Source organism: Aeromonas bivalvium, from assembly GCF_000819765.1.
GTDB classification, from domain to species: domain Bacteria; phylum Pseudomonadota; class Gammaproteobacteria; order Enterobacterales; family Aeromonadaceae; genus Aeromonas; species Aeromonas bivalvium.
The window spans coordinates 55,558-74,203 of record NZ_CDBT01000008.1 but is presented as its reverse complement, the minus strand read 5'-3'; the positions used below and the strand labels follow the sequence as shown (position 1 = coordinate 74,203).

The window sequence follows — 18,646 nt, the reverse complement described above, 5'->3', positions numbered from 1 at the left end:
CAATATCTTATAGCCGATTTACCCGGATGAAAAAAGCCCGGCACACAGGCCGGGCGGGGAGAGTGACGGGGGGATGGCGCCTAGTTGGCGGCCCGCGCCGCCGTGAGCCACTGCGTGACCAGGGCCTCGTGCCCCTTGAGCCAGGCGTCGGCATGACGCGCTATATCCGCCGGCTTGTTCTGCCCCTGCTTCATCAGGCTGTTCTGGATATTGATGTCATTGATGGGCAGCTTCATCTGCGCAAACAGCGTGGCCGCCGAGGGGTTCGCCTCGGCGAATGCCTTGTTGGCGACGATGTGCATGCTGTTCATCTCGAAGCCATAGTTCTTGCCATTGGCCAGCTTGGTGTCGCCCTCGCGGCCATCCGGCAGGGCGGTGAAGGGCACCTCCAGCCAGACCACATCCTTGCCCGGCACCAGTTCACCGCTCACCCAGTAAGGGGTCCAGGTGTAGTAGAACACCGGCTTGTGCTCCTTGTAGCGGGTGATGGTGTCGGCAATGATGGCCGCGTAGTTGCCCTGCTGGTGGGTCACCGTCTTGTCCAGCTCGTAGGCCTTGAGCTGGTGGTTGATCACCCCCTCGCAGCCCCAGCCCGGGTTGCAACCGGCCAGATCGGCCTTGCCGTCACCGTCGCTGTCAAACAGGGCCGCCAGCTTGGGGTCCTTGAGCTGGGCGATATTGGTGATGCCGTACTTGTCGGCGGTCGCCTTGTCGATGAGATACCCCTGGGCCGCACCGGTCACATAGTCCCCATGGCGGTAGAACTTGGCGTCCCCACCCGACTTCTCGTACTTGTCCTTGTGCAGCGGATTCCAGTTGAAGGCGAGGAAGGTCGCATCGCCACTGGCGACCGAGGCATAACCCACGTTGTAGTCCGCCTCCTTGGCGGGCTTGACGTCATAGCCAAGCTCCCCCAGCAACTTGCTCACCAGCAGGGTCTGGAACGCCTCCTCCGGCACGTTGCTCTGAATGGGCTGCACCAGGGTGGCGGCCATGGCGGTCGAGCTCAGCAGCAGGGTGCTCAGGGTCAATCCCTTGGTGATGGTTCTCATAATACTTCTCCTTTGGTGTGAGTCTGATGATGGCGCCCGAACGGGGCGAGCAGCAGGCCGACGGGGCCTCGTTGATACCAGCGCCCGACGCGCCCGCCCCCCGACTGGCCCATGGCCTGGGTGAGGCGATCGAGCACTATGGCCAGCAGCACTATGCCAAGACCACCGACCGAGGCCATGCCCATGTCGAGGCGACCTATGCCCCGCAGCACCATCTGCCCCAGACCACCCACCGCGATCATGGAGGCGATCACCACCATGGAGAGGGAGAGCATGAGCGACTGGTTGACCCCGGCCATGATGGTGGGCATGGCCAGGGGCAGTTGCACCTTGAACAGCAACTGACGCGGGCTGGCGCCAAATGAATGGCCCGCCTCGATGAGATCCGCCGGGACCTGGCGAATACCGAGAATGGTCAGCCGTATCATGGGGGGCAGGGCGAAGATGATGGTCACCACCACTCCGGGCACGTTGCCGATGCCAAACAGCATGACGATGGGGATGAGGTAGACGAAGGCCGGCGTGGTCTGCATGGCATCGAGCAGGGGCCGGGTCCAGGCGGTGGCTCGCTCGCTGCGCGCCAGCAGTATGCCGGTCGGCAGGCCGATGACCATGCAAAACAGCAGGGAGGTCATCACCAGGGCCAGGGTCACCATGGCATCAGACCAGACACCGATGAGGCCTATCGCAACAAGGGAACCGAGCGCCCCCAGGGCCATGGCGCCGCTGACCAGCTGCCAGGCAATCAGGGTCAGCAGGAGCACCATGATGGCGGAGGGCACGGTTTGCAGCGCCTGGGTCAAGGCGTTGAGGGTCACCTCCACCGGCGCCCTGATGATCTGGAACAGGGGTCGAAAGTGGGTGACCAGCACGTCGATGCCCTGCTCCACCCAGGCATCGAGCGGCAGCCAGGCCTGCTGGAAGGGATCCAGGGGGTCGAAGGCGGGCCCGTCATCGGCCTCGGCTATCTGGTCTTGCCAGTCATTGCTGGCCACGGCGGTTTGAGTGGTGCTGCCCCAGGGATCCGCTTCGCTCTGGCTGGCGGAGGCGCTGGCCCAGGGATCCTCGGCCGCACCGGCGGCGTCGGCCCAGGTCGGTTGGCTGGCCAGCAGCAGCGTCGCCAGCCAGAGGGATATCAGCTGTTTCATGCCGGGGTACTCCTGTCCAGGGTGTTGAGCAGACTGGCCTTGGAGATCAGACCGAGATAGGTGCCATCTTCCTCGACCACGGGCACCTGGCAGGGGGCCGCCGCCACCTGACTGATCAGTTCGTGCAAGGGAGTATCCGCCAGCAAGGGGGGGATCTCCCCCAGCAGGGCCTGATCCAGGCTGCCCTTGCTCGCCACGGCGCGATCCAGGGAGTCGAGGGAGACGACACCGACGAAGCGCCGGCTGCGATCCACGACATAGCCGAACTCCCTCTCCTGCTCCTTGAGCTGGCGCAGGGCATTGGCCGGGCCATCGGTGACATGCTTCTTGATGAGGGGCATCTGCTTGCGGCTGACGATATCCCGGGCGCTGAAGACGTTGGCGAGATCCACCCCGCGAAAGAAGGCGCGCACATAGTCGTTGGCCGGCTGGCTCAGGATCTCGTCCGGGGTGCCCACCTGGATCACCCGGCCATCCTGCATGATGGCGATGCGATCGCCGATGCGCATCGCCTCGTCCAGATCGTGGGAGATGAAGATGATGGTGCGCTGATGGTTCGCCTGCAGCTTGAGCAGCTCATCTTGCATCTCGGTGCGGATCAGGGGGTCGAGCGCCGAGAACGCCTCATCCATCAACAGGATATCCGGGTCGTTTGCCAGGGCGCGCGCCAGGCCGACCCGCTGCTTCATGCCGCCGGAGAGGGCATCGGGGTAGGCGTGCTCCCAGGTATCCAGGCCAACCTGGGCCAGGGCCTGATGGGCACTGCGATGGCGCGTCGCCAGGGGGACCCCGGCCAGCTCCAGACCGAAGGCGGCATTGTCCAGCACCGTCAGATGAGGCATGAGTGCGAAGGATTGGAACACCATGCTGATCTTGTTGCGACGCACCTGGCGCAGGGCCTCGTCCGAGATGGTGGCAATGTCTTCGCCATCGATCAGCACCTGGCCACGGGTCGGCTCGATCAGGCGATTGAGCAGCCGCACCAGGGTGGATTTTCCGGATCCGGACAGTCCCATCACCACGAAGATCTCGCCCTCATGGATCTGCAGGTTCACGTCATGAACGCCGAGAGTCTGCCCGGTCTTTTGCAAGATACCGGTGCGATCCTCTCCCTCTTCCAATAGTTTGAATGCCTTGTCAGGCTGATCGCCAAAGATCTTGTACAGGGTCTTTACTTCCAGTTTGACTGTCATGTTGCCCTTTTTTAATGGATGACTACCGTAGCGCCATGGAGTGACCATGGCGCAATTCCATTACTACACTAAACACTTTACAGGAACATTAAAAGGGTAAATAGCCACTACGATACGGTGATACATTCATAAGCTCGTGATTTAACGCTATTTAACAGCTGAAGAGAGATATCAGATCTCTGCCCTCATCGTTAGCCTAGTAATGAAATTTCAATTTTTTGTTTAATGATCTAAACATTAATTTACCCATGGGTCGCTGCGGGCCAGAAGGGACGGCGAGCAGGCCCCTTGCGAGCGCCGGCACCTGACAGGCAGCCCACTGACCACTCGGCAAAAACACGAAAAAAGTCACGCTCAATGCACGAACGTCGGTGAAATACCGGAAAAATACTGGAAATCTGGCGCTGACAGAGAAGGGATTGGCGCTGACTCGGGAAGATGAACGGATGGGATGACAGGGGCTGGAAAGGGTTGAAAGCGAAGGAAGGGGACGGCGATCACCCGGCCCATGGCGCCAGGTGATCGCCGGAGCAGAGACTTAGAGGGACTGCATGACTCGGGCCCCCAGTTCGAAGGAGCGCAGCCTGGCCTCCTGATCGAAGATGGGGCCATTGAACATCAGCTCGTCGGCCCGGGTCTCGGCAAGCAGCGCCTGGATGCCATGGCGCACCGCCGCCTCATCCCCCACCAGGGAGCGCGACAAGGTCTTTTCCATCGCCACCAGCTCATGGGGAGCCCAGCCGGTGAGCTCCTCCACCGGCGCTGGCAGCTCGCCCGCGTCCCCCCGATAGAGACGCAGGAACTGCTGCTGCACCGTGCTGAACAGGAAGCGCGCCTCGGCCGTGCTCCGGGCGGCGATCAGATTGACACAGACCAGGGCATAGGGCTTGGGCCAGCGGGCCGAGGGGCGATACTGGCTGCGATAGATCTCCAGTGCCTGGGACAACAGAGCAGGGGCAAAATGGGAGGCGAAACCGAACGGCAAACCCATGGCCGCCGCCAGCTGGGCGCTGTAGAGGCTGGATCCGAGCAGCCAGACGGGGAGATGGAGCCCGAGCCCAGGCACGGCGCGCACCGGGCCCGCCTCATCCCCGAAATAGGCTATCAGTTCGGCCACGTCGGCGGGAAAATCATCCACCTCACCGCTGCGCTGGCGACGCAAGGCCTGCATGGTACGCTGATCCGAGCCGGGCGCCCGGCCAAGACCGAGATCGATCCGATCCGGATAGAGAGAGGCGAGCGTGCCGAACTGCTCGGCGATCACCAGGGGGGAGTGGTTGGACAACATGATGCCACCCGCCCCGAGGCGCAGGGTGCGGGTACCGCCGGCCAGGTGACCGATGAGCACAGACGTGGCCGCACTGGCGATGCCGGGCATGTTGTGATGCTCCGCCAGCCAGTATCTGTGATAGCCCCAGGCCTCGGCCTGCTGGGCCAGCGCCAGGGAGCGGCGAAAGGAATCGGCGGGGTGAGAGCCGACGGGAACGGGTACCAGATCCAGTACCGAATAGGGAACGCGCATGACTCACTCCTGGGAGGGGAAAGGGCTCACTCTATCATTAGCTCTAAATGAGACACAATCGTTCCCTCACTGGCGATCCTGATGTCATGAGCCACACTCATTGCTGGTCAACCATGGATGAATGACCATCACAAGGATACGGATCATGAGGCTAACCGGTGCACGACGCCGCCCCTTCTACGTGCATATCGCCACCCTGTTTATCGGCCTGTTCGGCCTGCTCGGCGCCCTGTTGATACTACAGCAGTTCGACCAGCATAGAGCCCTGGGCATGGCTTATGAATATCGCAGTTTCCAGCAGTATCGCGACCAGCTGGCCCTGGCACTGCGACTCAACGAGCGCCCCGCCCGCACCAGCCTCTCCCTGCTGGCGGCGGGGACACTGATGCAGGCCCAGACCCAGGAGGCCCGGCTCGCCTTCCTGCCCCAGCTGACCGAGGCACTGGCCAGCAACCACGGCTATGGCGCCATCTTTGTCGGCTATGACAACGGGGATTTCTTTCTGGTTCGCCCCTTGACCGACAGGGTCAAGGGGCAGCTGGGCCCCCTGCCCGAGGGGAGCAGCCTGCTGGTGCAGAGCCTGGTCGGCGGCAGGGGAGAATACCTCTACTATGATGCCCGCCAGCAGCTGATCGCTCGCACGGCCATGGCAGACTACCAGTTCGATCCCCGCGCCCGCCGCTGGTATCAACAAGCCCTGCGCAACAGCGGCATCACCAGTACCCCGCCCTATCTCTTCTTCACCACCCAGGAACCGGGGATCACCCTGGCCATGGCGAGTCGGGACAAGAAGGCGGTGATCGGCATCGATGCCAGTGTCGAGCGCATCTCCACCCTCATCGGCAAGATACAGCAGGAGGGAACCCTGCTGGTGCTGTTCGATCATCACGGCACCCTGCTGGCGACGGATCCGGCCCAGCTGCCCGGCTACGAGCGGCTGAGGGTCTTGCCCAAGATCTCGAGCCTCAACGATCCCGTCTTCACCCTGTTGCAGCGTCGCCTCAGCGCCGAGCCCACCCTGCTTGATGGACATAGCGCCCTGACCCTGGACGATCCCGAGCGGGGGGAGTGGCAGGTCAATCTCTCCCCCATCGGCGAGGGATCCCCCTTCTACCTGGGGCTGCTGATCCGCAGCGAGCGCCTGTTCGCGGGGGCCAAACAGCAGGCCTTGCACAATCTTGGCAGCGCCCTGCTTGCCCTGTTGCTGCTGCTCCCCATCATCTGGCTGGTGGCCAGGCGCACCGCCATGCCCCTGCGGGCCCTGACCCGGGAGGCCGAGCGCATCCAGCACTTCGATTTCAGTCAGGGGGAAGATCCCCACTCCGCCATCCTGGAGATAGACGATCTCTCCCGTACCATGTCGGGCATGCGCCTGACCCTGGGCAACTTCATGAACATAGGTCGGGCACTCGGGGCCGAACACGACGTCGATGCCCTGTTCCAGCGGGTGCTCGGCGAGACCATAGCCGCGGCGGGCGCCAACGGCGGGGCCCTCTATCTGGTCGTATCGGGGGAATTGCAACCGGAGCGCGCCTTCTGGCGGGGCCAGCCGCCGCAACGGATCGATGGCGCCCCCCTGCTGCGCCCCGTGTTGCGCGGCGAGCGGGTGAAGCTGGTCCTCGAGGCCGGGCTCTGGCAGCGCCATCTCGCGGGCTGGGGTGATTATCCGGGTGAGGGGCATCTGGTGGCCGAACCCCTGCATGATCATCATCAGGAGGTGATCGGTTGCCTGCTGATCCTGCTGCCTCCCTGCTCGCCCGCCGAACTGGGCGCCCGCATCAGCCTCATCGAGGCGCTGGCCGGCACCTCGGCCTCGGCCATCGAGAACCAGCGCCTGCTGGCGGAACAGAAGCGGCTGCTGGCGGCCTTCATCGAGCTCATCGCCGGCGCCATCGATGCCAAGAGCCCTTACACGGGCGGCCACTGCCAGCGGGTGCCTGAGCTGACCCGGTTGCTGGCCGAGGCGGCCAGCGCCGAGCGGCAAGGCCCCTTCGCCAGCTTCAACCCGAGCGAACAGGAGTGGGAGGCCATCCACATTGCCAGCTGGCTCCATGATTGCGGCAAGGTGACCACCCCGGAGTTCGTGGTCGACAAGGCGACCAAGCTGGAGACCCTCTACGATCGCATCCACGAGGTACGCACCCGCTTCGAGGTGCTCAAGCGCGATGCCCACATCGCGGCCCTGAGCGAGCAGTTGACCGAGGCGCAGCAGAGCGCGGCCCGGACCGCCGCACTGCCGTGCTGGGCCGAGCTGGATGCGGAGTTTGCCTTCGTGGCCGAGTGCAACCAGGGGGGGGAGTGGATGGCCCCCGAGCGGCTCGATCAGTTGCAGCGCATCGCCAGCCGCAGCTGGTGGCGCACCCTGGACAACCGGCTCGGCCTCGGTACCGAGGAGCTGGGGCGCTACCAGGGCGCCCCGGCTGTCCTGCCCTGCCGCGAGTCACTGCTGTCCGACAGGCCGGAGCACAGGATCCCCCGCAGCCAGGATGAGCAGCTGAACCCGGACAATCCCTGGGGCTTCAAGGTGGCCGTGCCCGCGTATCGCTATGATCGCGGCGAGCTTCACAACCTCGGGATCCGTCGAGGCACCCTGAGCGAGGAGGAGCGCTACAAGATCAACGAACACATCATACAGACCATCAAGATGCTGGAGCGGCTGCCCTTCCCCCGCCACCTCAAGCAGGTGCCCGAGATAGCCGGCGGCCACCACGAGAGGATGGATGGCGGCGGCTACCCCAGGGGACTGACCCGGGAGCAGATGAGCATACCGGCCCGCATCATGGCCATCGCCGACATCTTCGAGGCCCTGACCGCCAGGGATCGCCCCTACAAGTCGGGCAAGTCCCTCAGCCAGTCCCTCGCCATCATGAGCCAGATGGCCGACGAGGGGCACATAGACCCTGACCTCTTCGCCCTCTTCCTGCGCAGCCGCATCTGGCAGCACTATGGCGAACGCTTCCTGGAGGAGAGCCAGTGTGACCGGGTCGATCTGGTCGCCTTCCTGCCCCCGGCCCAACGCGGGCAAGCAGGCGCCCACACCAGGCCAGCCCGCCGAGTCAGCAGGGAGGCGCCTCCCCGCTGAGTCGCGGCTAGTGCCCGCCCAGCTCGGCGCTCATCAGCTCCTTCATGCGAAATTTCTGCAGCTTGCCGGTCACCGTCATGGGGTACTCCTCCACGAAGCGGATGTAACGGGGCACCTTGAAGTAGGCGATCCGCGCCGACAGGAAGTGCTTGATGGCCTCTTCATCGGCATCGCAGCCGGGCCTGAGCTTGATCCAGGCACACACCTCCTCCCCGTAGCGATCGCTGTCGATGCCGAACACGGCGGCATCCTGCACTGCCGGGTGGTCGTAGAGCCGCTCCTCCACCTCTCGCGGGTAGATATTCTCGCCGCCGCGGATGATCAGCTCCTTGCTGCGACCGACGATCTGCACATACCCCTCCTCGTCCATCACCCCTATGTCGCCCGAATGCAGCCATCCCTCGGCGTCTATGGTCTCGGCCGTCTTGGCCGCGTCCTGCCAGTAGCCGCTCATGACGCCGTAACCCCGGCAGCAGATCTCCCCCTTCTCGCCGATGGCAACCGTCTCACCACCCGGGCTGACCAGCTTGATCTCGGTATGACCTATGGCCCGGCCCACCTTGGTGACCCGCTTGTCGAGGGGGCAATCCACCGCCGTCATATGGTTGATGGGGCTGCACTCGGTCTGGCCATAGGCGATGGTCACCTCCCTCATGTGCATCAGGGTCTGCACCCGCAGCATCAGTGGCTCCGGGCAGATGGCTCCCGCCATGATGCCGGTGCGCAGCGAGCCCAGATCGAACTCGGCAAAGTGCGGCAGCTCCAACTCGGCGATAAACATGGTCGGCACCCCGTGCAGGGCAGTGCAGCGCTCTTCCTCCACCATCTGCAAGGTGGTCGCGGGGTCGAAGGATTCGGCCGGAAACAAGGCACAGGCCCCCACGCTCAGACAGACCAGATTGCCGAGCACCATGCCAAAGCAGTGATAGAGGGGAACAGGGATGCAGAGCCTGTCCTGCTCCGTCAGTCCCATGCCGGCGGCGACCAGCATGCCGTTGTTGAGAATGTTGTGGTGGCTCAACGTGGCCCCCTTGGGGCTGCCCGTGGTGCCCGAGGTGAACTGGATATTGATGGGATCCGAGGCCCTGAGTCCGGCGGCCACCCGCGTCAGATGGTCAAGGTCCGCTTCATCCCCCAGGGTCTGCAGGTCGCCGAAATTGAGCATGCCAGGGCTTTTGTCCTCTCCCAGCCGCACCACCCAGGACAGGGTCGGCAAGGCGGCCGCCTTGAGCGCTCCCGGCTCGGCACTGGCCAGCTCGGGGGCCAGCGCAGCCAGCATGGCGAGGTAGTCGCTGCCCTTGAACCGGCTCGCACAGATGAGGGCACGGCAGCCGACATTGTTGATGGCAAATGCCAGCTCTTCCTGGCGATAGGCGGGATTGATGCAGACCATGATGGCGCCGATACGGGCGGTGGCAAATTGCACCAGGCACCACTCTATGTTGTTGGGAGACCAGATGCCGACCCGATCGCCGGGGCGGAGCCCGATGGCCAGCAGGCCTCTGGCCAGCCTGTCTATCTCGCGGACGTACTCCTGCCAGTTCCAGCGGATCTGCTGGTGACGCACCACCACGGCGGGTCGCTCCGGGAAGCGGCGCGCCATGGTGTGCAGGTATTCACCTATGGTCTGTTCGAGCAGGGGGGCGTCGGTCGGGCCGGCGCGATAGCTGAGTGGTGCGGACATGAGGGCTCCTTGCCATGAGGGGAACGAGTGGCCTAAGGCTCGGCTGGCGACGTCTCGCGGTCGAATGTTACGTTAGTGTAAAAACATGGAAATTCAACGCCCACTTTGGTCTAAGCAGGCCATCGGCAGCCCGGAGATCCACAAAAGGAGGATCCGATCACAAAGTGGAAAAGTGCCATAAAAAACGGCCAACCCTGGGGTTGACCGTTTTTCTGACAAAATCTAGTGACAAATGCTTAGAACAGCAGGTGCGCTACCCCGGCTATCACTGGCAGGGTCACCAGGGTACGCAGCAGGAACACCACGAACAGCTCCCACAGCTTGACCGGGATCTTGCTGCCCAGCAGCAGGGCACCCACTTCAGACATATAGATGAGCTGGGTCACCGACATGGCGGCGATGACGAAGCGGGTCATCTCGCTCTCTATGCTGGAGGCCAGGATCGCCGGGATGAACATGTCGGCAAATCCCACCACTATGGTCTTGGATGCGGCTTCCGCTTCCGGCAGTTGCAGCAGCTCGAGCAATGGGATGAAAGGAGCCCCCAGCCAGTTGAAGATGGGAGTGTGCTCGGCCAGCAGCAGGGCGCAGGTTCCGATCGCCATCACCACGGGCAAGACCCCAAACACCATATCCAGGGCATTCTTCACCCCTTCCCGGGCCACGGCCCCCAGATCGTTGACGCTGTCGGCCTTCTTGAGGGCACGCTCGAAGCCATAACTCACCAGGCTATGCTCGTGGGGCACCGCCTCCTGCTTGCGACACAGCGGGGTGCCGTCACTGTAGACATCCTTCTTCCAGGAAAGCGGCGGCAGGCGCGGCACTACGATGGCCGCCACCACGCCAGCCAGGCAGACCGTCAGATAGAAGGGTACAAACATGTGCTCCAGTTTGACCTGGGAGATCACCACCAGACAGAAGGTGATGGAGACGGCGGAGAAGGTGGTGCCGATGACGGCGGCTTCCCGCTGGGTGTAGAACTTGCCTTCGTACTGCTTGCTGGTCAGCAGGATGCCGACACTGCCATCGCCGAGCCAGGAGGCGAAGCAGTCCACTGCCGAGCGGCCGGGCAGACGGAACACGGGGCGCATGATGCGGGTCATCAGGGTGCCGATGAACTCAAGCAGTCCGAAATCCAGCAGCAGGGGCAGCAGGAGACCGGCGAAGATGAACACGGAGAACAGCACGGGCAGCAGATCGTGCAGCACCAGTCCCCCGGTGGCATCGGATCGCAGCGCCTCGGGCCCGACGCCGAAGAAGACCAGCAGGGCAAAGATACCACCCAGCACCCGTACGCAGGCCCAGAAGGGGGAGACATTGAACAGGGCATTGAGGAAGGGACGACGCACCAGGATGGCGGGCTTGAACAACCAGGCGACCAGGGTCAGCAACATGGTGGTGGTGATGAGACCACTCACCACGGCCACCAGAGAGTCGGCGAACACGGCCTGCACCGTCTTGGCCAGCACGGCCACAGGTATGGTGATATTGCCGTCGTAGAGCACCGGGGTCATGAACAGCAGGATCCCGATGAGTGACGGGACCAAGAACATCAGCAAGTTACGGCGGGTATTCACCGTGGGGGCATCGAGAGTCTTTTCCAGCATGGTATTACAGCCTTAATGTTACTTTTCCTTAGCCAGGTCGCCTGCATACTCATGCCCCGCCCAGCAAAACGGGCGAAAGAATACTCCAAAAAAACGCACAAACAAGCTTTTAATGCATTATTTTCAGCATAAGTATTTTCACAGACGAAGCGTCCATCAGAACATACCCAAACAGATATGCATATTGATTCACACCAAAGTGTTAGCATATTGTTTCAGTCAGGTTGCGTTCAGGTGCGCAGTATAACCAGCTGAAGATGCCAGGCAAGAACTGGCATCACAAATCCCACAATTGGCGCGCTTCGAGTCCATCGCTATCCCTGGACACCTCGATAAAAAAAACCGGAGTCCGTTGCCGGACTCCGGTATTCATGCGATGACACGAAAGGCGACTATCAATCGCGGACGTAAATGACCTCTACCCCGTCATCATCGTCTTCATCCCAGTCATCGTCGCCAAGGGATTCATCGAAGGCACGGGAGGCCGCCGCTGCGTCCGCTTCGGCCTGGGCCAGCTGGTTCTTGTGGTAGTCATCCCACTTGAACTCCACCTTCTCGATGGCGTCTTTGGCATCCTGCTCCAGCTGACGAGGCATGGTGTCCAGCAGATCCAGGATGTCGTAGCACAGCTTCTTGGTGCCTTCCTTGCTAATGGCCGTGATGGCGTAGACAGGACCTTCATGGTTCAGGGCCGCCTTGACACGATCCATCACCTCCACCGCTTCCTCTTCCAGGATCAGGTCCATCTTGTTGAACACCAGCCAGCGCGGCTTGTTCGCCAGCTCAGGGCTGTACTTCTCCAGCTCACGGACTATGGTGAGGGCATTTTCGGCCGGATCGGAACCATCCACCGGGCAGATATCCACCAGATGGATCAGCACGCGGCAACGCTCGAGGTGCTTGAGGAAGCGGATCCCGAGGCCTGCCCCCTCGGCGGCGCCCTCGATAAGACCCGGGATATCGGCGATCACGAAGGAGCGGGAGTTCTCCCCGCGCACTACCCCCAGGTTCGGTACCAGGGTAGTGAAGGGGTAGTCGGCCACTTTCGGACGGGCGGCGGAAACGGCGCGAATGAAGGTGGACTTGCCCGCATTGGGCAGCCCCAGCATGCCGACGTCAGCCAGCAGCAGCAGTTCCATTTTGAGGCTGCGCACCTCGCCAGGAGTGCCGTTGCTCTTCTGGCGCGGCGCCCGGTTGACCGAGCTCTTGAAACGGGTGTTGCCAAGGCCGTGGAAACCGCCCTTGGCGACCAGCAGCTTCTGGCCATGATGGGTCAGATCGCCGAGCAGCTCACCCGTATCCTCATCGCTGGCACGGGTACCGACCGGCACCTTCAGGGTGAGATCCTTGCCGCGGCGACCGGTACAGTTCGCACTCTGGCCGTTCTCGCCACGCTCGGCGGCATGAAAACGCTCGAAACGGTAGTCGATCAGGGTGTTCAGGTTCTCGTCGGCGATCAGGTAAACGTCGCCACCGTCGCCACCATCGCCACCATCCGGGCCACCGTTGGGGATGTACTTCTCACGGCGAAAACTCACACAACCGTTACCACCGTCACCGGCATCGACTCGAATCTGGACTTCATCAACAAACTTCATAGGTAACCGTCACCTTAATTCGAAAAACCGATACGCAATTATAGTGGTACAGGCCCCTGCGGGCGATACGCATCTGGATGATGGCGCCTGCGGCAGACCATCGGCGTCCCGTTTTTTCGTGCAAATGCTGTATAAAAACAAAAGCCCCGCCATACTGGCGGGGCCTCGGATCCTTGCGGTCCGTAATTACTCAGCAACGATGCTGATGTATTTACGATTCTGCGGACCTTTAACTTCGAACTTCACCTTGCCATTCGCGGTTGCGAAGATGGTGTGGTCCTTGCCCACGCCAGCGTTCTCACCGGCGTGGAACTTGGTACCACGCTGACGAACGATGATGCTGCCAGCCAGTACAGTTTCGCCGCCGAAGCGCTTCACGCCGAGACGTTTGGCTTCTGAGTCGCGACCGTTACGGGATGAACCGCCAGCTTTTTTATGTGCCATTTTTCAGATTCCTCTCGAATTAAGCGCTGATGCCAGTGATTTTGACTTCAGTGAACCACTGACGGTGGCCCGCTTGCTTGCGATGGTGCTTACGACGACGGAACTTGACGATAGTCACTTTCTCGCCACGGCCGTGAGCCACAACTTCAGCTACAACCTTGCCACCTTCAACGAAAGGAGCACCTACTTTAAAAGTGTCGCCTGCTGCAACCATCAGCACTTCGTTGAAGTCGATGGTAGCGCCAGTCTCAACGTTCAGCTTTTCCAGACGAACGATTTGACCTTCGGCCACACGGTGTTGTTTTCCGCCGCTTTGGAATACCGCGTACATTTGATTAACTCCGTAAAGGCGAGTCTTTTGCTCAAGGCCAGACCCGCACAAAAACTATAACAATGGGCCGGCATTCTACGCATATCGGTCTATTCAGGCAAGACCAATTTAGCAAAAAGTTTATTTTGTGCGCATATGCCCGACCGTGAATAAACGCTTAACTGTAACCCATTGTGAAATCGTGTAGAATCCCCGCCATTACTAAAACTGCAGACATTGCTGCCCGTCACGTTACGAGACTTATGGACCAACAGACTATTCGAGCGCTCTGTGCCGCCGACATGACGGCGGTCAATGAGCTGATCCTGGCCCGGCTCCAGTCCGATGTCAGCCTGATCAATCAGCTGGGTTTCTACATTGTCAGTGCCGGCGGCAAGCGGATGCGCCCCATGCTGACCGTCATGGCCGCCAGGGCGCTGGGTTACGAGGGACAAGATCACCTCAAACTCGCCGCCATCATCGAATTCATCCATACCTCGACCCTGCTGCACGACGACGTGGTCGATGAATCCGACCTGCGCCGCGGCCGGGAAACCGCCAACGCCATGTTTGGCAATGCCGCCAGCGTCCTGGTGGGGGATTATCTCTACAGCCGCTCCTTCCAGATGATGGCGGAGCTCGCCGACCTGCGGGTAATGGAGATACTGTCCGATGCCACCAACACCATCGCCGAAGGCGAGGTGATGCAGCTGATGAATTGCAACGATCCGGACACCACGGAACAGAGCTACATGACGGTCATCTACTGCAAGACCGCCAAGCTGTTCGAAGCCGCCACCCGGCTCGCCGCCGTGCTGACCCAACAGCCCGAACCCATCGAGCAGGCGATGACAGATTACGGCAAGTACCTGGGTACGGCGTTCCAGATCATCGATGATGTGATGGATTACTGCTCCCAGAGCGACGAGATGGGCAAGAACGTCGGCGATGACCTGGCCGAGGGCAAGCCCACCCTGCCCCTGCTGCGCGCCATGGAGATGGGCAGCCCGGCTCAGCGCCAGCGCATTCGTGATGCCATCGAACACCGCAACGGCATGGCGCACCTTGACGAAATCCTCGCCATCCTCGACGACACTGGCGCCCTGGAATACTCCCGTCAGCGTGCCCGGGAAGAGGCCGACAAGGCCATCGCCGCCCTCATGGTCCTGCCGGACACCCAACACCGCCAGGCCCTGATCCAGCTGGCCCAGATGGCGGTTCAACGCAGCACCTGAACCTTCCTTTCCAATATCAGCACAAAGAGGCCCGCTGCGGCCTCTTTTTCATGGGCCGTCATGGCCCTCTCCCACGATTTGGGAGAAGGCCTCCTTACTCCCTGATAGAAAACCGCCTCGCTCCCCGCGCCCTTGACCACAAGGCCGGGAGCCTCCTGTCGGCGAGGCTCTGAACCAGCAAGAATAGAATGAGATCCCCTGGAGAGCGCTCTTTCATGGTTTGGGAGACGGCGCCGCTCACACTCCATGCCGCCCCCTCGCCACACCGGGCTTTGAGCCGGCAGAAATAGAAAGAGGGCCCCTTGAGGGCCCTCTTGCATCTGCACCGTCTGCGCTTACGGCTGGCTGCCTTGCGGCGACTTGAGGTAGCGGAAGAACTCGCTGTCCGGCTTGAGCACCATCAGGTCGTTGCCACCGGCGAAGCTCTTGCGATAGGCCTCCATGCTGCGCACGAAGCTGAAGAACTCGGGGTCCTTCTTGTAGCTGTCGGCATAGATCCTGGCGGCTTCGGCATCCCCTTCACCACGCAACTGACGCGCATTACTCTCGGCGTCGGCGATCATGACGGTCACCTTGCGGTCGATGTCGGCCCGCAGGATTTCGGCCTGCTCGCGACCCTGGGAGCGGTGCTCACGGGCAACCGCAGTCCGCTCGGCACGCATCCGCTGATAGATGGAGTTGGACACTTCCACCGGCAGGTTGATCTGCTTGATCCGCACATCCACCACCTTGATGCCGAGCTCGGAGGAGCGCGCCATCTTCATCAGGGCATCTTCCATCACGGTACTGCGCTCACCGGAGACGATGTCCTTGATGGTGCGGTTACCTATCTCGGAACGCAGACCGTTGTTGATCTTGCGCTTGAGCAGGTCTTCGGCCTGGATCTTGTTGCCACCACCTGTGGCCAGGTAGTACTTGGAGAAGTCCTCTATCTTCCACTTCACATAGGAGTCGATGATGAGGTCTTTCTTCTCGGAGGTCACGAAGCGATCCGCCTGGCCTTCCAGGGTCTGGATACGGGCATCCATCTTGCGCACCTGATCGATGAGCGGCACCTTGAAGTGCAGTCCAGGCTCATAGAGCCGTGGCTCGCCGGATTCAACCCGCTTCACCTTGCCAAACTGCACGACTATGCCCTTCTGCCCTTCATCGACGATGAAGACGGAGGAGAAGCAGACCATGGCGGCCACAGCGATGACACCAATAGCTAGTTTTTTCATCTATTAGTTTCTCCCTGAGCTGAAACGGTCGCCGCTACGCAGCGGAGTCGGGGTGGAGTTGGCTCCCTCGTTGGACACCGGGGTCGATTCAACCACAGCGCTGCCTGCAGGACGCGCAGCTTGCACCGCATTCGCCTTGCCGGAGAGCTTGTCGAGCGGCAGGTAGATCATGCTGTTGTTGCCAGCCGGCATGTCCACCACCACCTTGTTGGTCTGCTGATACAGCTCTTCCATGGTTTCCAGGTAGATACGCTCACGAGTCAACTCGGGGGCAGCCTGATACTGGGGCAACAGCTCGTTGAAGCGAGCCACTTCCCCCTTGGCCTTGAGCACGATCTGGGACTTGTAACCCTCGGCTTCCTGTTCCAGGCGCTTGACCTGGCCACGGGCCTTGGGCTCCACCTCACGGGCATAAGCTTCCGCTTCACGGATGAAGCGCTGTTCATCTTCCTGGGCTGAGATGGCGTCATCGAAGGCGTCTTTCACCTCTTCCGGCGGACGGGCAGGCAGGAAGTTGACGTCGACGATCTGAAGCCCCATCTGATATTGATCAATGATGCCGTCGATCACCTGCCAGGTCTCCTGGCGGACCTTTTCCCGACCCGTGGTCAGGACGTCATCCATCCGGGTGTGACCCACCACATAACGCAGGGCACTGTCGGTGGCCTGGCTCAGGCTCTCGTCCGCGTTGGTCACGCTAAACAGGTAGGCCTGGGGATCCACGATGCGATACTGCACGTCCATCTCGACCCGGACCACGTTCTCGTCCTGGGTCAGCATGAAACCGGAGGCCGGCAGGGAACGCACGGACTCGACGTCCACCGGGATCACCCGGTCGATGAAGGTCGGCTTCCAGCGCAGGCCGGGATCCACGTTGTGAGAGTACTGGCCAAAGCGCAGCACGACGCCGCGCTCCGCTTCGCGAATGGTATAGAAGCCGCTGACGACCCACACCACCACGGCGATCAGCACGGCGATGGAGATGCCGAACTTGCCCATCTCACCACCGGATTTGCCACTGCCGCCAAACAGGCCACCAAAACGGCGGCTCAACTTGCGCAGCATCTCGTCCAGATCAGGGGGGCCCTGAGTTTTGCCGTTATTCCCCCAGGGGTCACGGTCTTTGCCGTTGTTTCCAGGCTCATTCCAAGCCATCAGCGTCTCCATTTAAATACGTGCGAATGGATGTCATCTCTATCGGCATCATGCCGCCGGGCCTAATCGCCCAGATGGCGGTTCAATGCATGATAAAGCGTTGTAAAACTTCACCTTCTTGCTTCACGAGGCGGTTCCAGTCGGCCACTTGCAAGCGGACTTCCAGCACAAAATCCCCCTCCTCGCTAAAACCTTCCTGCTCTATCCCCTTGAGGCGATAGAGGGTACTGCGCAACCGGGCGGCCGAAGGCGGCAACTGCAACCTGTGGTGTACCATGGTCCCCGCCAGCAGCTCGGTCAGGGCCTGGAACAGCAGCTCACGCCCCTCCCCGGTCTGGGCCGAGAGCCAGACCCGGACAGGGCGCCCCTCATCGTCGCGCTCCAGCAAGGCCGGGCGATCGCTCAGCTTGTCGATCTTGTTGCAGACCATCAGCTGGGGGCGATCATCGGATTCAATCTCGGCCAGTACCCGTTGTACGGCGTCGATATTGTCCTGCATCTGCTCGTCGGCACAGTCGACCACGTGCAGCAAGAGGTCGGCCTCCCGGGTCTCCTGCAGCGTCGCCTTGAAGGCCGCCACCAGATCATGGGGCAGGTGTCGGATAAATCCAACCGTGTCCGCCAGAATCACATCCCCCACGTCCCGGATCTCCACTTTACGCAGGGTCGGGTCCAGGGTCGCGAACAATTGATCGGCAGCATACACGCTGGCAGCTGTAAGTTCGTTGAACAAAGTGGATTTTCCGGCGTTGGTATAACCCACCAGGGAAACGGTCGGCACTTCGTTGCGATTGCGGGCGCGGCGCCCCTGCTCCCGCTGCCTGGCCACCTTGTCGAGCCGGCGCAAGATGGCCTTGATGCGTTCACGCAGCAGACGACGGTCTGTTTCGAGCTGGGTTTCACCTGGTCCGCGCAGGCCGATACCGCCTTTCTGACGCTCCAGGTGGGTCCAACCGCGAACCAGCCGGGTAGAGAGATGGCGTAACTGGGCAAGTTCGACCTGAAGTTTACCTTCATGGGTGCGGGCGCGCTGGGCGAAGATATCGAGAATGAGGCCGGTTCTGTCGACCACCCGGCACTGGAACAGCCGCTCCAGGTTACGCTCCTGGGCCGGGGTCAGGGCATGATTGAAGATGACCACGTCCGCATCCAGGGACTGCACCTCGGCTGCGATCTCTTCCGCCTTGCCGCTGCCGACAAAAAACTTGGCACTTGGCGCACTGCGGCTGGTAGTCACCACCCCCAGCGTGTTGACCCCGGCTGAGCTCACCAACATCTTGAGCTCTTCGAGATCCTCACGTTCACCCTCATCGCTGAAGTTGACATGCACCAATACGGCCTGTTCGCCTGCTTCATAACGGTCAAACAAGCGCTGACTCCTTAACGGAATTCATGG

General features: G+C 61.5%; 14 protein-coding genes. 2 read left to right on the top strand and 12 right to left on the bottom strand.

All coding sequences use genetic code 11. The features are described 5' to 3' along the window. Positions 1 to 80: 80 nt before the first annotated feature. The 4 genes from proX to BN1119_RS01425 form a co-directional block, all read right to left on the bottom strand. The gene (gene proX, locus BN1119_RS01440; protein WP_041992820.1) at positions 81 to 1,052 is read right to left on the bottom strand and encodes a glycine betaine/L-proline ABC transporter substrate-binding protein ProX; all 972 of its coding nucleotides are present in this window, start codon (positions 1,050 to 1,052) and stop codon (positions 81 to 83) included. Beyond that, positions 1,049 to 2,200, bottom strand: a complete 1,152-nt coding sequence (gene proW, locus BN1119_RS01435; protein WP_041992818.1) for a glycine betaine/L-proline ABC transporter permease ProW — start codon at positions 2,198 to 2,200, stop codon at positions 1,049 to 1,051. Before proW ends, proX begins: the two co-directional genes overlap by 4 nt. Further along, complete coding sequence (gene proV / locus BN1119_RS01430) at positions 2,197 to 3,393, bottom strand: glycine betaine/L-proline ABC transporter ATP-binding protein ProV (protein WP_041992815.1); 1,197 nt, start codon at positions 3,391 to 3,393, stop codon at positions 2,197 to 2,199. The genes proW and proV overlap by 4 nt, the downstream gene beginning before the upstream one ends. A gap of 538 nt (positions 3,394 to 3,931) precedes the next feature. Further along, positions 3,932 to 4,915, bottom strand: coding sequence for an MsnO8 family LLM class oxidoreductase (locus tag BN1119_RS01425; protein ID WP_041992812.1), 984 nt, complete (start codon positions 4,913 to 4,915; stop codon positions 3,932 to 3,934). 145 nt (positions 4,916 to 5,060) lie between these two features. Here BN1119_RS01425 and BN1119_RS01420 point away from each other — a divergent pair, with 145 nt between their 5' ends. Then, entirely contained in the window at positions 5,061 to 7,997 is a 2,937-nt protein-coding gene (locus BN1119_RS01420; protein ID WP_052448014.1) for an HD domain-containing phosphohydrolase, read from the top strand. Between the two features lie 7 nt (positions 7,998 to 8,004). Here BN1119_RS01420 and BN1119_RS01415 read toward each other — a convergent pair whose 3' ends face one another. From BN1119_RS01415 to rplU, 5 genes are all read right to left on the bottom strand, one after another. After that, positions 8,005 to 9,681 carry an AMP-binding protein gene (locus BN1119_RS01415; protein WP_041992810.1) on the bottom strand — a complete coding sequence of 559 codons (1,677 nt, stop codon included), beginning with the start codon at positions 9,679 to 9,681 and terminating at the stop codon, positions 8,005 to 8,007. A gap of 236 nt (positions 9,682 to 9,917) precedes the next feature. Then, the gene (locus BN1119_RS01410) at positions 9,918 to 11,288 is read right to left on the bottom strand and encodes a YjiH family protein (RefSeq protein WP_041992807.1); all 1,371 of its coding nucleotides are present in this window, start codon (positions 11,286 to 11,288) and stop codon (positions 9,918 to 9,920) included. 395 nt (positions 11,289 to 11,683) lie between these two features. Next, entirely contained in the window at positions 11,684 to 12,886 is a 1,203-nt protein-coding gene (gene cgtA, locus BN1119_RS01405; protein WP_041992805.1) for an Obg family GTPase CgtA, read from the bottom strand. A gap of 186 nt (positions 12,887 to 13,072) precedes the next feature. Beyond that, entirely contained in the window at positions 13,073 to 13,330 is a 258-nt protein-coding gene (gene rpmA, locus BN1119_RS01400) for a 50S ribosomal protein L27 (RefSeq protein ID WP_041992803.1), read from the bottom strand. 19 nt (positions 13,331 to 13,349) lie between these two features. Continuing rightward, positions 13,350 to 13,661, bottom strand: a complete 312-nt coding sequence (rplU, locus tag BN1119_RS19745) for a 50S ribosomal protein L21 (protein ID WP_005304210.1) — start codon at positions 13,659 to 13,661, stop codon at positions 13,350 to 13,352. A gap of 242 nt (positions 13,662 to 13,903) precedes the next feature. On the opposite strand from rplU, the gene ispB reads away from it, so the two are divergent. Next, positions 13,904 to 14,875 (top strand): octaprenyl diphosphate synthase, encoded by a 972-nt coding sequence (ispB, locus tag BN1119_RS01390; protein WP_041992797.1) that lies wholly within the window; start codon positions 13,904 to 13,906, stop codon positions 14,873 to 14,875. A 335-nt stretch (positions 14,876 to 15,210) separates the two neighbouring features. Here ispB and hflC read toward each other — a convergent pair whose 3' ends face one another. From hflC to hflX, 3 genes are all read right to left on the bottom strand, one after another. Beyond that, positions 15,211 to 16,095, bottom strand: coding sequence for a protease modulator HflC (gene hflC, locus BN1119_RS01385; protein ID WP_041992793.1), 885 nt, complete (start codon positions 16,093 to 16,095; stop codon positions 15,211 to 15,213). Between the two features lie 3 nt (positions 16,096 to 16,098). Then, complete coding sequence (gene hflK, locus BN1119_RS01380; RefSeq protein WP_041992790.1) at positions 16,099 to 17,250, bottom strand: FtsH protease activity modulator HflK; 1,152 nt, start codon at positions 17,248 to 17,250, stop codon at positions 16,099 to 16,101. A gap of 82 nt (positions 17,251 to 17,332) precedes the next feature. After that, positions 17,333 to 18,619 (bottom strand): ribosome rescue GTPase HflX, encoded by a 1,287-nt coding sequence (gene hflX, locus BN1119_RS01375; RefSeq protein ID WP_041992787.1) that lies wholly within the window; start codon positions 18,617 to 18,619, stop codon positions 17,333 to 17,335. Positions 18,620 to 18,646 lie beyond the last annotated feature (27 nt).

Bases quoted from the DNA above. Each gene is read 5' to 3' on its own strand.
- BN1119_RS01410 (WP_041992807.1), bottom strand. From the start codon at position 11,288: ATGCTGGAAAAGACTCTCGATGCCCCCACGGTGAATACCCGCCGTAAC.
- rplU (WP_005304210.1), bottom strand. From the start codon at position 13,661: ATGTACGCGGTATTCCAAAGCGGCGGAAAACAACACCGTGTGGCCGAA.
- proX (WP_041992820.1), bottom strand. From the start codon at position 1,052: ATGAGAACCATCACCAAGGGATTGACCCTGAGCACCCTGCTGCTGAGC.
- proW (WP_041992818.1), bottom strand. From the start codon at position 2,200: ATGAAACAGCTGATATCCCTCTGGCTGGCGACGCTGCTGCTGGCCAGC.
- rpmA (WP_041992803.1), bottom strand. From the start codon at position 13,330: ATGGCACATAAAAAAGCTGGCGGTTCATCCCGTAACGGTCGCGACTCA.
- BN1119_RS01420 (WP_052448014.1), top strand. From the start codon at position 5,061: ATGAGGCTAACCGGTGCACGACGCCGCCCCTTCTACGTGCATATCGCC.
- ispB (WP_041992797.1), top strand. From the start codon at position 13,904: ATGGACCAACAGACTATTCGAGCGCTCTGTGCCGCCGACATGACGGCG.
- proV (WP_041992815.1), bottom strand. From the start codon at position 3,393: ATGACAGTCAAACTGGAAGTAAAGACCCTGTACAAGATCTTTGGCGAT.
- cgtA (WP_041992805.1), bottom strand. From the start codon at position 12,886: ATGAAGTTTGTTGATGAAGTCCAGATTCGAGTCGATGCCGGTGACGGT.
- hflC (WP_041992793.1), bottom strand. From the start codon at position 16,095: ATGAAAAAACTAGCTATTGGTGTCATCGCTGTGGCCGCCATGGTCTGC.
- BN1119_RS01425 (WP_041992812.1), bottom strand. From the start codon at position 4,915: ATGCGCGTTCCCTATTCGGTACTGGATCTGGTACCCGTTCCCGTCGGC.
- hflK (WP_041992790.1), bottom strand. From the start codon at position 17,250: ATGGCTTGGAATGAGCCTGGAAACAACGGCAAAGACCGTGACCCCTGG.
- BN1119_RS01415 (WP_041992810.1), bottom strand. From the start codon at position 9,681: ATGTCCGCACCACTCAGCTATCGCGCCGGCCCGACCGACGCCCCCCTG.